At 64.3% G+C, this 12,494-nt stretch carries 17 protein-coding genes; 8 read left to right on the top strand and 9 right to left on the bottom strand.

Annotated elements, in window-relative coordinates; genetic code table 11:
• Positions 1–26 precede the first annotated feature (26 nt).
• A complete protein-coding gene (gene pdxH / locus BM374_RS25130; RefSeq protein ID WP_092298239.1) occupies positions 27–668 on the bottom strand; it encodes a pyridoxamine 5'-phosphate oxidase in 642 nt (213 codons plus the stop codon).
• 110 nt (positions 669–778) lie between these two features.
• On the opposite strand from pdxH, the gene BM374_RS25125 reads away from it, so the two are divergent.
• Positions 779–1,189 carry an RT0821/Lpp0805 family surface protein gene (locus tag BM374_RS25125; RefSeq protein ID WP_349509998.1) on the top strand — a complete coding sequence of 137 codons (411 nt, stop codon included), beginning with the start codon at positions 779–781 and terminating at the stop codon, positions 1,187–1,189.
• Positions 1,190–1,298: 109 nt separating this feature from the next.
• Entirely contained in the window at positions 1,299–2,261 is a 963-nt protein-coding gene (locus tag BM374_RS25120) for a DnaJ C-terminal domain-containing protein (protein WP_092298236.1), read from the top strand.
• A 320-nt stretch (positions 2,262–2,581) separates the two neighbouring features.
• Here the strand turns inward: BM374_RS25120 and BM374_RS25115 are convergent, their stop codons facing one another.
• Together BM374_RS25115 and BM374_RS25110 are read right to left on the bottom strand one after the other, a co-directional pair.
• Positions 2,582–3,355, bottom strand: a complete 774-nt coding sequence (locus BM374_RS25115) for an anti-sigma factor family protein (RefSeq protein ID WP_092298232.1) — start codon at positions 3,353–3,355, stop codon at positions 2,582–2,584.
• Between the two features lie 106 nt (positions 3,356–3,461).
• Positions 3,462–3,950 (bottom strand): sigma-70 family RNA polymerase sigma factor, encoded by a 489-nt coding sequence (locus BM374_RS25110; RefSeq protein WP_092298229.1) that lies wholly within the window; start codon positions 3,948–3,950, stop codon positions 3,462–3,464.
• Positions 3,951–4,122: 172 nt separating this feature from the next.
• Here BM374_RS25110 and fabI point away from each other — a divergent pair, with 172 nt between their 5' ends.
• The 3 genes from fabI to aroC all read left to right on the top strand — a co-directional run bounded on the left by fabI (position 4,123) and on the right by aroC (position 6,825).
• A complete protein-coding gene (gene fabI, locus BM374_RS25105; RefSeq protein WP_092298226.1) occupies positions 4,123–4,944 on the top strand; it encodes an enoyl-ACP reductase FabI in 822 nt (273 codons plus the stop codon).
• Between the two features lie 12 nt (positions 4,945–4,956).
• A complete protein-coding gene (locus BM374_RS25100; RefSeq protein WP_092298222.1) occupies positions 4,957–5,556 on the top strand; it encodes a histidine phosphatase family protein in 600 nt (199 codons plus the stop codon).
• Positions 5,557–5,736: 180 nt separating this feature from the next.
• Positions 5,737–6,825, top strand: coding sequence for a chorismate synthase (gene aroC / locus BM374_RS25095; protein ID WP_092298219.1), 1,089 nt, complete (start codon positions 5,737–5,739; stop codon positions 6,823–6,825).
• Positions 6,826–6,855: 30 nt separating this feature from the next.
• On the opposite strand, the gene BM374_RS25090 is transcribed toward aroC, so the two are convergent.
• Positions 6,856–7,362, bottom strand: coding sequence for a hypothetical protein (locus BM374_RS25090; protein WP_210188595.1), 507 nt, complete (start codon positions 7,360–7,362; stop codon positions 6,856–6,858).
• Between the two features lie 215 nt (positions 7,363–7,577).
• Between BM374_RS25090 and BM374_RS25085 the strand changes: the two genes are divergently transcribed.
• From BM374_RS25085 to BM374_RS25075, 3 genes are read left to right on the top strand one after another with little or no spacing between them, the layout of a single operon-like run.
• The gene (locus BM374_RS25085) at positions 7,578–8,012 is read left to right on the top strand and encodes a nuclear transport factor 2 family protein (protein WP_092298213.1); all 435 of its coding nucleotides are present in this window, start codon (positions 7,578–7,580) and stop codon (positions 8,010–8,012) included.
• Between the two features lie 29 nt (positions 8,013–8,041).
• Complete coding sequence (locus BM374_RS25080) at positions 8,042–8,530, top strand: hypothetical protein (protein ID WP_210188594.1); 489 nt, start codon at positions 8,042–8,044, stop codon at positions 8,528–8,530.
• On the top strand, positions 8,491–9,705 hold the full coding sequence (locus BM374_RS25075; protein WP_092298210.1) for an adenylate/guanylate cyclase domain-containing protein: 1,215 nt from the start codon (positions 8,491–8,493) through the stop codon (positions 9,703–9,705). Before BM374_RS25080 ends, BM374_RS25075 begins: the two co-directional genes overlap by 40 nt.
• Here the strand turns inward: BM374_RS25075 and clpS are convergent.
• Genes clpS through BM374_RS25050 form a run of 5 tightly spaced genes read right to left on the bottom strand, consistent with a single transcriptional unit; the run spans position 9,683 to position 12,421 of the window.
• Positions 9,683–9,988 carry an ATP-dependent Clp protease adapter ClpS gene (gene clpS / locus BM374_RS25070; RefSeq protein WP_057753578.1) on the bottom strand — a complete coding sequence of 102 codons (306 nt, stop codon included), beginning with the start codon at positions 9,986–9,988 and terminating at the stop codon, positions 9,683–9,685. The genes BM374_RS25075 and clpS overlap by 23 nt on opposite strands.
• 42 nt (positions 9,989–10,030) lie before the next feature.
• Positions 10,031–10,372, bottom strand: a complete 342-nt coding sequence (locus BM374_RS25065; protein WP_092298206.1) for a DUF190 domain-containing protein — start codon at positions 10,370–10,372, stop codon at positions 10,031–10,033.
• Between the two features lie 2 nt (positions 10,373–10,374).
• Positions 10,375–10,800, bottom strand: a complete 426-nt coding sequence (crcB, locus tag BM374_RS25060) for a fluoride efflux transporter CrcB (protein WP_092298203.1) — start codon at positions 10,798–10,800, stop codon at positions 10,375–10,377.
• A 6-nt stretch (positions 10,801–10,806) separates the two neighbouring features.
• The gene (gene crcB / locus BM374_RS25055; protein ID WP_092298199.1) at positions 10,807–11,196 is read right to left on the bottom strand and encodes a fluoride efflux transporter CrcB; all 390 of its coding nucleotides are present in this window, start codon (positions 11,194–11,196) and stop codon (positions 10,807–10,809) included.
• 16 nt (positions 11,197–11,212) lie between these two features.
• Complete coding sequence (locus BM374_RS25050) at positions 11,213–12,421, bottom strand: MFS transporter (RefSeq protein ID WP_092298196.1); 1,209 nt, start codon at positions 12,419–12,421, stop codon at positions 11,213–11,215.
• Between the last annotated feature and the right edge of the window lie 73 nt (positions 12,422–12,494).

Below are 12,494 nucleotides of genomic sequence, written 5' to 3'. Positions count from 1 at the left end.
GGTCGGCCTAACGGTCGAGACAAGGCTCAAGGATACATCCGCGTCTTGGACCATGGATGGCCCGCCGCGTCACGACGAAATTCGATGCGATCGTGCAGGCGGAAGGGGCGGTCGTGCCAGAACTCGATCCGCACAGGCGTGATGCGCCAGCCGCTCCAGCCGGGCGGCCGCGGCACCTCGCCGATGACGTGCTTGGCCGCAACCTTGGCGATCGCCTGCTCGAAGGCGAAGCGGCTCTCCAGCGGCTGCGATTGCTTGCTCGCCCAGGCACCGATCTGCGCCTGCTTCGGCCGGGTGGCGAAATAAGCGTCGGCCTCGGCATCGGTCACCGGCGTCACGTTGCCACGGATACGGACCTGGCGGCGCAGCGACTTCCAGTGAAAAAGTAACGCCGCTTTAGGATTTGCGGCGAGTTCGCGGCCTTTCTGGCTGGCGATGTGGCTGTAGAAGACGAACCCCTCGCTATCGAAGCCTTTCATCAGCACCATGCGCACATCGGGCAGGCCATCCTGATCGACGGTTGCGAGCGCCATGGCGTTCGGATCGTTCGGCTCGCTCTTGATGGCCTCGTTCAGCCAGGCCTCGAACAGCGCAAATGGCTCGTCGGCGGCAGTGAAATCACCGGATGTTAAGAGTGTCTGGTGTTTCATCGAGGTCGTGTCGGTCATGTCTGGAGTCCGAATTGCGTCCTGCGGCCCAAAGCGCGCTTTTGTCTGCTCTTGCTCTATATAGGGCATGGGAACGCGTTGGCCTATCGGCGATGCGGATGTCGGGCTTCATGGCGGCAATGATTCTGATCGGGCTCGGCGCTAGCGGTTGCAGTGTGTCCCGCACTGACGCCGGCGCTTACGCCAAGGCCGACGACAATGACCTCACCGGTTCGATCGCGCGGCCGGCGAAGGACGCCCCGCCGACCGAGACCGATCTCGCCTTCGCCCGCAACGCCGCCTCAGACGTGCTGAGCATGGGCGACAAGGACGCCAGCCAGCACTGGGAGAATCCGGAAACCGGCGCGCGCGGTTCGGTAACGCCGATCGCACAGTCCTACGCCGCCGAGGATGGCCGCAAGTGCCGCGATTTCCTGGCGAGCTACGTCAACGGTAGTACCGAAAGCTGGCTCCAGGGGGCTGGCTGCCAAAGCAGCCATGGCCGTTGGGAGATTCATACGCTAAAGCCGTGGCGTCGCTAGGATTCGGCTGTTCTGACTAGTTGCAAAAATGCCACTCGCCCCCACATGAGGCTCAGGTGGGGCGGGGAGCCCTTTGAACATTTTGATATCTCAAGAGGAGACGTGACGTATGCGCGACCCCTATGAGGTCTTGGGGGTGCCGCGGAGCGCAACCGCTGCCGCAATCAAGAGCGCCTATCGCAAGCTGGCCAAGAAGCATCATCCCGACAGCAACAAGGGTGATCCCAAGGCCGCCGAGCGCTTCTCCGAGATCAATTCGGCCAATGAGATCATCGGCGACGAGGACAAGCGCAAGCAGTTCGATCGCGGCGAGATCGACGCCGAGGGCAAGCCGCGCTTCCAGGGCTTTCCTGGCGGCGGCGGGCCGCGCGGTCGCGCCGGTCCCGGAGGGTTTGAGAGCTACAGCTTCCGTGGCGGAGCAGGCCCCGGCCAGGGCGCGGGCGCGTTCGAGGACATCCTCAACAGCATGTTCGGCGGCGGGATGCGCGGCGCGCGGCCCGGTGCCGGCGGCGGCGCTCAGTTCGAATTCGACACCGGCGGGATCGGGCTCGATCTTGACGTCAATGTCGCCATGTCGGTCTCTCTGGAAGAGTCTGTCAAAGGCGGCGAGAAGCGCGTTCGGCTGCCGAACGGCAAGGAACTCAATGTCAAGATTCCGGCCGGTGTAATCGAGGGTCAGCAGATCCGGCTGCGGGGGCAGGGCGAGACGGCCCAAGGTCACCCGCCCGGCGACCTCCTGATTACCATCAACATCGCGCCGCACCCGTTCTTCAAGATCGACGGGGCCGACCTCAGGATCGACCTGCCGGTCACGCTTTATGAGGCTGTTCTTGGTGGCAAGGTGCGCGTGCCCACGCTCGGCAATGCAGTGGAACTGTCGGTCCCGAAAAACACCTCCAGCGGTCGGACCTTCCGCCTCAAAGGCAAGGGCTTGCCGAAATCGGGCGGAACGGGGGATCTCTTCGTCACCATCAGGATTATGCTACCGGACGGGAACGACGCCGAGCTTGAAGCATTGATGGAAAAGTGGCGGGACCAACACCCCTATAATCCGCGAAGCGGGCTCGGCTAGGGCGCCGTCCGCATTTGAGTCGACGATCGGAGCATTCTCTTCCCGACAGGATGATGCTCAACATACGCTTGAAGCGCGGATCGCGCTTCAACGCTGACGTGTACGGCGTGTCGACTGTCCGGCGGGGCAGCCGATAAAAAGGTGCGGCCTCGAGAGGGGGACCAGCGCGGTACCAAAAACCCCAATCGAGGCCGCCCGCGTCGATCGGCGGATCGAACGCCGCTCATATTCGTGTGAACACCCGGTGCGATAATGAGACGCGCCCATGTCCTGATTCCAGATTTTCAATGACGGAATCGAGGCACCGCTCGCGCGGTTGCTTAGCCGCCGTGTTTCTCGGCTTGGTCGTAGACCGCCTGCGCAACCTTGGTCAGGCGATCACGGTCGGCGCCGCCGCCGCTGACGACATACCCGACGCCGCGCTCGGCCCAGAACAGCGCCCCGTCCTTGTCCGTCCTGGCGTAGCGCATCTGCGTCTCGCCGGTCTCGGTCTTGGCGGTGTAGATCGTGTAGCGCTCGCCCGAGGCGCCCTCATACATCAGGAACGAAGCGGGTCCGCTCGGCCCCGGCAGCAGCCGGCCGCCGACCAGTTTCAGCCCGCTCGCCTCCAGGTTCGGCGCGAACACGGTCCAGCCGCAGCGCCGCGTCAGCCAGGCCTGGAGATGGTCGCGCTCATTACCGGGAACCTCGACCGGGTGGCGGACCTCGACCACATAGAGGCGGTGCGCGTCGAGCGCGTCCTCCGTAAAGCTCTGGAAGGTCGAGGGCGCGTTGGCGGCGCCATGCGCGACCCAGCCGGCCGTGCCGCCGGCGACGAAAGCGACCAGCGTGGCCGCCACCGCCCCGTAGAGCCATTGCCGTGGACGGCGCTCCAGCCGCTCGAGCTCCAGCCGGGCCGGCACCGGCTCCTGGGCGACGCTGTCATAGCGGGCATGCAGCATCTCGGCCATGGTGCGCCAGGACTGTACCCGCTCGGCATCCTCAGGGTGGGCGGCAAGCCAAGCCTCGACATCGGCGCGGCGCTCGGGCGGCAGCTCGCCATCGACCAAGGCGTGCAACTCGTCTTCGGTGATTGGAATGTTGCGGTCATTCATATTGGTCGTCTCTGGCTCTGCAGCCCAAAATATCTCACGCGGTTCAATTGCGCTGCTTCTCTCCCCGTGCAGGAGATGCGGCACACGCGATGCATCGATCCTGCCATCATTTCACCCGCCTGAGCGCCGGGCGCTCGCCCTCCAGCGATGCTTTGACGTGTGCGCGCGCGCGCGCCAAGCGGGACATGACGGTGCCGATCGGCACGCCCTGGATGTCGGCGACCTCGCGGTAGCTCATGCCCTCCAGCATCACCAGCAGCAGCACCGAGCGTTGCTCCTCGACCAGCGTCGAGAGCGCCTTCTCGATATCGCGCCCCTCAGCCTCCGTCCCGCTGGCATCCGGGTTGTTCTCCGTCAGCTGCATGAATTGCGGCCGCCTTGCCAGCGAGCGCCGCCGGTTCTTGTTGAGGTTGGTCAGGATCGTGTAGAGCCAGCTCCTGACGTCGCCTCCGAGAAACAATCGCTCCGAACGCAACGCACGCACCAGTGTGTCCTGCACCAGATCGTCGGCCGCATCCGCATCGCGCGTGAGCGCGCGGGCGTAGCGGCGCAACGCCGGGATCATGGCTTCCACACTCTGGCGAAACGCGCTCATGCCGTCTTTGATGTCCTGCCGTTCGGCGCAAGCGCCTCACTGATCATAACACCCGAACGGAACGGCTATTCCGGCCCGGGAAACAGCGTTATCGCCGCGTATTAGGACTGTACCGCCGGGGAGGGCTGGTGTACCTCCAGACCTTAGATCCAGTTCGACGGGACGTGAAGAAATGGCGCAGAATTCAGGTCTGATGCAGGGACTGATGCAAGGCAAGCGCGGGGTGATCCTCGGCGTTGCCAACAACCGTTCGATCGCCTGGGGCATCGCCAAGGCATGCCGGGCGGCTGGTGCCGAGCTCGCCTTCACCTATCAGGGCGATGCGTTGAAGAAGCGCGTCGAGCCATTGGCTGCCGAACTCGGCGCGCTGGTACTCGGTCATTGCGACGTTACCGACGCCGCGACGATCGATGCGGCCTTCGACGCCCTCAAGGAAAAGTGGGGCAAGATCGATTTCGTCGTGCACGCCATCGCCTATGGCGAACAGCTCGACGGCCGCTATGTCGACACCACGGCGGAAAACTTCTCCAAGTCGATGCTGATCTCCTGCTACTCGCTGACCGCGCTGGCGCAGCGCGCCGAGAAGCTCATGGCCGACGGCGGCTCGATCCTCACGCTCAGCTACTACGGCGCCGAGAAGTGGATGCCGCGCTATAACGTGATGGGTGTGGCGAAGGCGGCGCTCGAAGCGAGCGTGCGATACCTCGCCGCCGATCTCGGCGAGAAGGCGATCCGCGTCAATGCGATTTCCGCCGGTCCGATCAAGACGCTTGCCTTCGCCGGCATCTCGGATTCTCGCCTGCTCCTGAAATATAACGAGGTCAACGCACCGCTACGGCGCAACGTCACGATCGAGGAGGTCGGCGACAGCGCGGTCTATTTCCTGTCCGACATGTCGCGCGGCGTCACCGGCGAGATCCATCACGTCGATTCCGGTTACAACGTGCTGGGCATGGGCCGGCCCGAGGCATCCGGCGCGGCGCCGAAGGACTGATCACCACCCGCAATGCCCGTGCCCACGATCTATTATCTTCGCCACGGCGAGACCGAATGGAATGCGCTCGGACGGCTTCAGGGCACCAAGGACGTTCCGCTGAATGCGCGCGGCCGCAGTCAGGCCGCGCAGGCCGGCCTCATACTCGCTGATCTCCTCGAGCGCGACGGCCGCGACAAGGCGGCGCTGCCTTATGTGTCGAGCCCGCTCGGCCGTGCGCGCCAGACCATGGAACTGGTGCGCGGCAAGCTCGAATTGCCTGTGACGGATTACGCATTGGACGATCGCCTGCGCGAGATCGGTTATGGCGTCTGGGAAGGGCTCACGCTGTCGGAAAGCGAGGCGAGAGATCCCGAAATCTATGCCCGGCGCCTCGCCGACAAATGGACCGTGGCGCCTGCGGGTGGCGAGACCTATGCCGACGTCCAGGTCCGCGTGCGTGACTGGTACGACCAGCTCCGGACCGACACGGTCGCGGTTGCCCATGGCGGCACCTGCCGCGCGCTGATGGTTTCGCTCGGTCTGGAGACCCCGGTGAGCGCTGCGGAACTCTATATCGAGCAGGGCGCCGTCTACGTGTTCCGCGACGGCCGGCTGGATAAGTATAGTTAAGGCCACCCACCGCCATTCCGGGCGGTGCGGAGCACCGAACCCGGAATCTGGAGATTCCGGGGCTGGTCCTTCGGACCATCCCGGCATGACGGGAACAGGGTTGAACGCTGTGCTCCTCGGGGCTACGAACGTTGACATGCAACATAAACTTTGACTGTCAGCACAAGGCGGCTTCCGCGAATGTCCTTCAACACCTTCGGCCACATGTTCCGCGTCACCACCTTCGGCGAAAGCCACGGGGTGGCGATTGGCTGCGTGGTCGACGGCTGCCCGCCGATGATCCCGCTCATCGAGGCCGACATCCAGCGCGATCTCGATCGCCGCAAGCCGGGCCAGTCGCGCTTCACCACCCAGCGTCAGGAGGCGGATCAGGTCAAAATCCTGTCCGGCGTGATGGCGCATCCGGAGACCGGCGTGCAGGTGACCACGGGCACACCGATCGGGCTCTTGATCGAGAACACCGACCAGCGCTCGAAGGACTATTCTGACATCAAGGACAAGTTTCGTCCCGGTCATGCGGACTTCACTTACGAAGCCAAGTATGGCCTGCGCGACTATCGCGGCGGTGGCCGTTCCTCGGCGCGGGAGACCGCGATGCGCGTCGCCGCCGGGGCGATCGCGCGGAAGGTGCTGCCGGATGTGAAGGTGCGCGGCGCGCTGGTGCAGATCGGGCCGCACAAGATCGACCGCGCGAAGTGGGACTGGGACGAGATCGCCAAAAATCCGTTCTTCTGTCCGGACAAGGACAAGGCGGCCTTCTTCGAGACCTATCTCGACGGCATCCGCAAGAGCGGCTCTTCGATCGGCGCGGTGCTCGAAATCGTCGCCGAAGGCGTGCCGGCAGGACTTGGCGCGCCGATCTATGCCAAGCTCGATTCCGATCTGGCCGGCGCGATGATGACCATCAACGCGGTGAAGGGTGTCGAGATCGGCGCCGGCTTCGGTGCCGCCGAGCTCACCGGCGAAGAGAACGCCGACGAGATGCGCACCGGCAATGACGGCACGCGCTTCCTGTCCAACCATGCCGGCGGCATTTTGGGCGGCATCTCCACGGGACAGCCGATCGTGGTGCGTTTCGCGGTGAAGCCGACCTCGTCGATCCTCCAGCCGCGCCTGACCGTCGATCGCAAGGGCGCCGAGACTGAGATCTTCACCAAGGGCCGCCATGACCCCTGCGTCGGCATCCGCGCCGTTCCCGTCGGCGAAGCCATGATGGCGTGCGTGCTGGCCGATCATTTCCTGCGCGACCGCGGGCAGGTGGGACGCTGATTCAGGGCGCCTTCGCCAACACGCATTCCACTACTTGCGGCGCGCCTCCGCAGCATCGATCCGCGCCTGGTTGACAAGCGCCCGCGCCGCCCAGGCGGCGGCAGCGAGTGCCTCATCGACGCTGGCGCCGCCGATATCGCGTATCGCCAGCGCAGCCTCGCTGCCCATCACCATCGACAGCGCGTGGGCGAGCCGCCGGCGTGCGGCGGATGACAGTTCCCCCTTCAGCGCCTCGACGATCGGCACGATGAACTTCATGCGTCGGCCTGGCCGCGGTGGCCGTGCGCCCGCATCGTTGTCGAGCCACACGGCCATGAACGAGCGCTCCATCACATGCAGGCCGATTTCGTCATCCAGCATCAGCTTCATCATTTCACGTGACGCGCGCGAGATACCGTCGGCCGGATCATCGCCGGGCCGCCAGATCTGTTCCAGAGGCACAAGCCCGCGTTCAGTCGCCGTTTCGCTGATCAAAGCTTCGAGCGAGGAGAAATAACGATATGCGGTGGCGCGCGACACCAGGGCGCGCTCGGCCACCTCGGCAAAGGTCGGGCTGCGCCCTTCATCCCGAAGCGCAATTGCAGCATCCATCAGGGCTTGGCGCGTGCGACGCTTCTGGTTTGCGCGGCCATCGGTCTCGATCGGATTCCGATCCGCGCTTCGGCTTGACTTCCTGTCGGGCATATGTGAGACAAATGTCTTATTAAGGGACTGTGTCTCACTATAGCCAATTGTCCAGCAAAGGGAAACCCATGAACGCTGAATTGAAGAAAACCTTTGATCGCATGATCGACCGCCACTTCCGTTTCGAGGCCGAGGACGACGTGGATGGTGTATTGAGCACGATGGTCGACGACGTCGAGCACGACGTCGTCGGCTATCCCACAGGCCCGGTTCAGGGGAAGACGGCGGCGCGCGGCTTCTACGATGCCTTGTTCGCAGACCTCTCCGGCGAGAAGGTCACCACATTGCGACGCTATTACGGGCCGGATTTCGTGGTGGACGAGAGTCTGTGGGAAGGAACGGCTCCCGGCGCGCCCTTCGGGATTCCAGGCCATGGACGCAAGCTGAGCTTTCGCCTGCTGCACGTGTTCGACATGGCGCCCGACGGGCAGATCAAGCGCGAAAACGTCTGGCTCGACTTCGCGGCGATCCTCAACCAACTCAACGCGCCGCACGCCGCGTGAGCAGGCCATTGATCGTCGAGGAGAATGTCATGAACGACAACCCGCGCGCCCGCGCCTGGCTCCGGCTGGCGGCCTTCTATTTCGCCGTTGGAGTGCTTCTCGGCGTAATGATGGGCGCATCCGGCGACCATTCGCTGTTTCCGCTCCACGCCCATATCAATTTGCTCGGCTGGGTCTCGATGGCGTTGTTCGGGTTGACCGCCACGGCCTATCCATCGGTCGGCGCGGGGCGCATCGCCGGGGCGCAATTCTGGATGCACAATGCCGGTGTCCCCGTCATGTTTGTCGCGTTGCTGCTCAAGCTCAGGGGTGTCGAGGCCGCCGAGCCGGTGCTCGGTATCGCCTCGATTGTCGTTGGCTTGAGCGTGCTGCTGTTTGCATGGCTCGTCATCACTAGGATCGGCGCGGACAGCGGCGATGCGAGAGCAAACCGTTCGATCGGCTTGACGGAGCCCGTCATCCGTCCGCAAATGGACTCATGCAAAGCTCCGAGCTCCAGCGCATCACCAACTGGCTGATCGACGGCGCGCGGTCGTCAACGACGCCGGCCGAGATGGTCGCGGATATTTGCGAACATCTGGTCGAGGCCGGCCTGCCACTGTGGCGGTTCGGCATTTTCATCCGCACGTTGCATCCGGAGATTTTTGGGCGCAACTTCATCTGGCGGCAAGGCCAGGAGGTCGAGATCGGCACCGTTGATTTCGAAATCCTGGACTCGCCCGAATTCGCCCGGAGTCCCCTTCGGATCGTGTTCGAGCAGGGCGTCGAGGTCCGCGGCCGCATCGACGATCCTGACAGCAACCGGTTTCCGTTCATCGACGATCTGCGTGCCGAAGGCGCGACTGACTACGTCGCGGTCCCGATGCCGTTTCTCGACGGCTCGATCCATGCCACGAGCTGGACGACGCGTCATCCCGGCGGTTTCATCGACGACCACATCGCCGCGATCCGCTCCATCGTGACGCCGCTGGCGCGCGTCAGCGAGATCATCAGCCTGCGCCGAACCGCCGAGATGCTGCTCGATACCTATGTCGGCAATCGCGCCGGCGCGCGCATCCTCGGCGGGCAGATCCGCCGCGGCCATAACGACACCATGCAGGCCGCGATCTGGCTGTCGGATCTGCGTGGCTTCACCGCGCTGTCGGATCGGCTGCCGGCCGAAACGGTCGTCGAGATCCTCAATCGCTACTTCGATTGTCAGGTCGACGCGATTCGCGCCCACGGCGGCGAGGTGCTGAAATTCATGGGCGACGGCCTGCTCGCGGTGTTTCCGATCGACGAATATGTCGGGGATGCCACGCATGTCTGCGGGCAGGTGCTGGCGGCGGCACGCGACGCGCGCGGCAGCGTCGAGGCACTTGCGCATCCTGTCGGCGAGGCCATCGAGCGCTTCCGCTTCGGTGTCGCGCTCCACGTCGGCAACATCCTTTATGGCAATATCGGCGGCGGCAACCGGCTCGACTTCACCTGCATCGGTCCTGCCGTCAATCTTGCCGCACGGCTCGAAAAGATCACAGGCCGGCTCGGCCGCACCATCGTGGCCTCGGAAGGGTTTGCCAAAGTCTGCCGCGAGGGCTGGCGCGAGCTCGGCGAATTTCCGATCGCGGGGTTTTCCAAGGCGCAGCGCGTGTATGGGCTCGCGGAGGAAACGCCCCGTGATGGCCTGCCCGCTATTCCTCCGGCTCCGTCGTGAACAGCAGCGGATAGCCCTTGGCGCGGCCGGCGTCGGTGGCGCGCGTTGCCTTGGTTTCGGCGACGTCCTTGGTGAATACGGCGACTACGCAGGCGCCTAACTTGTGCGCAGTGATCATCACCTTGTAGGCCTGATCCTCGGTCATGCGGAACTCGGCCTTCAGCACCATGGTGACGAATTCGCGCGGCGTATAGTCGTCGTTGATCAGGATGACCTTGTGCAGCTTCGGCCGCTCGACCTTGGTCTTTGTCCTGGTTTTCGGCGTGGTAACGGTGTCGTTCATTCCGCCTCCTGGACACGGCGGCTCGGGTTCCCAGCTGAGCGATCAGCTCGCGGCCTTCGCACCATATTGCAGGACCTGCACCTTCTCCAAGGTGATCAGGCCGCTCGACATCATGCCATCCAGGATGGGCAGGAATGCGTTGATGTTGTCTTCGCTGTCGACGATCTCGATCAGGAGCGGCAGATCTTCCGAGAGTCGCAGAATTTTCGAAGTGTGCAACCGGCTCGACTTGCCGAACCCCATCGGGCCGCGCAGAACGGTGGCACCGGCGAGATGTCGCTCGCGTGCGGCCATCACGATCGCTTCATAGAGCGGCTTGCCGTCGCAATGGTCGCTTTCGCCGATGAAGATCCGGAGCGAAATAGCTTGATTGGGGATTTGCATTGTCAACTCCTGGTCAAGCGGTTGTAGCGGCTCGCCATCATATGCCCTGCCCACACCGACACCAGCCAGCAGACGACGGACGCCGTGATATAGGCGAGCGCGGTATATTTCATGCCGCCATGGATCAGGCGGAAGGTCTCGAGGCTGAAAGTCGAGAAGGTGGTGTAGCCGCCGCAGAAGCCGGTCATGACGAACTGCCGGTGCTCCGGCCGCGCCAGCATGCGGCCGTCGGGACCAGTCAGCGTGGCGTAGAAGCCGATGATGAGCGAGCCTGTCGCGTTGATGAACAACGTCGCAAAGGGAAAGCCGGGGCCGGTATCGAGCGCAAGCCCGACCAGATAACGCGTCAGCCCGCCGACGATGCTGCCGGCAGAAACCCAGGCATAGAGCATGGCCGTGCGCCGGCGGTCCGTAGAGGAGGGCTTCATCTGCCGCTAGCCTCCCAGACTGTCCGCAAGGAGGAAGCCGCAGCTTACGGCCGCGAGACACAGCCCGACCGAGACCACGACATTGCCGAGAGCCTGCATCGGCTCGCCGTTGCGCGCCAAGGTCAGCGTTTGCAGGCTGAACGAGGACACCGTCGTGTAGCAGCCGAGAAAGCCGGTCACCGCGAACAGCCACGGATTGGGCGAGGCGAATGCCGAGTTGGGATGGGTCGCCAGCGCGCCGAAGATGCCGATCAGGAAGGCGCCGGTGATGTTGATGGTCATGGTGCCCCAGGGAAAGGTCTCGCCCAGCCGCCGCGCGATCGCGCCGGAGACGAAATAGCGGGTGCAGCCGCCCAGCGCGCCGCCGACCATGATTGCGATCACTCCGCTCAACACGATGAACAGCTCCCCGTCATCCCTTGTCCTCCGCCGTCAGACCGTTGCCGATGGCGAGCAGTCCCCCGAGCGCGGCCAGCGTGAAGCCGAGCCCGGCAAGAAACGTTCCGGTCGGACCATAGGCGTCCCACAGCGCCCCGGCGATGACGCTCGCGGCCAGCATCGCAAGGCCCGTGAACAGATTGAAATAGCCGAACGCGGTGCCGCGCAGCGCAGAAGGTGCAGTATCGGCGACCAGGGCCGAGAGCAAGCCTTGCGTCAGTCCCATATGCAGCCCCCACAGCACGACGCCGAGCGCGAGGCCGGTCAGATCAGGCAACAGCGCGAGTGCCAGATCGGCGCCGGCGAGGACGAGAAGGCCGAGCGCGAGCAGGGCGGTCCGGTTGATCCGGTCCGACAGCGCGCCGGCAGGATAGGCCGAGAGCGCGTAGATGACGTTCATCAGCACAAGCACCGCCGGCACCCACATCGCATTGAGCCCGACGTTCTGGGCGCGCAGGATCAGAAAGGCTTCGCTGAATCGAGCGAGCGTGAAGACGACGCCGACTGCGACGACGCGCCAATAAATCGGTCCGAGCTGTCGGATTGCGGCGGCGTTGAGCGGGTTCTTCGCAGGCTCTCGGCTCGCGTCCGGTTCCGGTTCCTCGACCGCGAACGCAATCAGTCCAAAGGACAAGAACGCCGGCACGACTGCCACCCAGAACACGGCGACAAAATGATCTGATGTCCACCACATCAGGCCAATCGCGGCGAGCGGCCCGACAAAGGCGCCGACAGTATCGAGCGACTGCCTCAGGCCGAAGCTCGCGCCGCGCAGGCCGGCGGGCGCGATGTCGGCAACCAGCGCATCGCGGGGCGCGCCGCGAATGCCCTTGCCGACGCGATCGATGAAGCGCGCCGCGACGAGCCAGCCGACGCTGGGCGCGAGCGGAAACAGCGGCTTGGTCACCGCCGCCAGCCCATAGCCGAGGGCGGCGAGCAACTTCCGCCGGCCAAGCCAGTCTGACAATGCGCCCGAAAAGATCTTCGTGATCGCGGCGGTCGCCTCCGCGATGCCCTCGATGAAGCCGACGGTGAGCGTGGAGGCGCCGAGCACGGTGACGAGATAGACTGGCAGCAGCGCGTGGATCATCTCGGAGGAGATGTCCATCAGCATCGAGACGAAGCCGAGCACCCAGATTCCCCTGGGGAGCTTGATGCGCGCATTGGGTGTCGTCGTCGTCACATCCCCGGCCTTATGCTTCAGGCAACAAAAAACCCGCCATCGGCGGGGTTCTCCATGCTCCCACCAAAGGCAA

The sequence above is a fragment of the Bradyrhizobium sp. Ghvi genome (assembly GCF_900115265.1).
Lineage (GTDB): Bacteria > Pseudomonadota > Alphaproteobacteria > Rhizobiales > Xanthobacteraceae > Bradyrhizobium.
This window is presented reverse-complemented; position numbering and strand designations above follow the sequence as displayed.

Bases quoted from the DNA above. Each gene is read 5' to 3' on its own strand.
- BM374_RS25080 (WP_210188594.1), top strand. From the start codon at position 8,042: ATGAACGACAACCCGCGCGCCCGCGCCTGGCTCCGGCTGGCGGCCTTC.
- BM374_RS25110 (WP_092298229.1), bottom strand. From the start codon at position 3,950: ATGAGCGCGTTTCGCCAGAGTGTGGAAGCCATGATCCCGGCGTTGCGC.
- BM374_RS25125 (WP_349509998.1), top strand. From the start codon at position 779: ATGGCGGCAATGATTCTGATCGGGCTCGGCGCTAGCGGTTGCAGTGTG.
- clpS (WP_057753578.1), bottom strand. From the start codon at position 9,988: ATGAACGACACCGTTACCACGCCGAAAACCAGGACAAAGACCAAGGTC.
- fabI (WP_092298226.1), top strand. From the start codon at position 4,123: ATGGCGCAGAATTCAGGTCTGATGCAGGGACTGATGCAAGGCAAGCGC.
- aroC (WP_092298219.1), top strand. From the start codon at position 5,737: ATGTCCTTCAACACCTTCGGCCACATGTTCCGCGTCACCACCTTCGGC.
- BM374_RS25115 (WP_092298232.1), bottom strand. From the start codon at position 3,355: ATGAATGACCGCAACATTCCAATCACCGAAGACGAGTTGCACGCCTTG.
- crcB (WP_092298203.1), bottom strand. From the start codon at position 10,800: ATGAAGCCCTCCTCTACGGACCGCCGGCGCACGGCCATGCTCTATGCC.
- pdxH (WP_092298239.1), bottom strand. From the start codon at position 668: ATGACCGACACGACCTCGATGAAACACCAGACACTCTTAACATCCGGT.
- BM374_RS25075 (WP_092298210.1), top strand. From the start codon at position 8,491: ATGCAAAGCTCCGAGCTCCAGCGCATCACCAACTGGCTGATCGACGGC.
- BM374_RS25100 (WP_092298222.1), top strand. From the start codon at position 4,957: ATGCCCGTGCCCACGATCTATTATCTTCGCCACGGCGAGACCGAATGG.
- BM374_RS25085 (WP_092298213.1), top strand. From the start codon at position 7,578: ATGAACGCTGAATTGAAGAAAACCTTTGATCGCATGATCGACCGCCAC.
- BM374_RS25065 (WP_092298206.1), bottom strand. From the start codon at position 10,372: ATGCAAATCCCCAATCAAGCTATTTCGCTCCGGATCTTCATCGGCGAA.
- BM374_RS25120 (WP_092298236.1), top strand. From the start codon at position 1,299: ATGCGCGACCCCTATGAGGTCTTGGGGGTGCCGCGGAGCGCAACCGCT.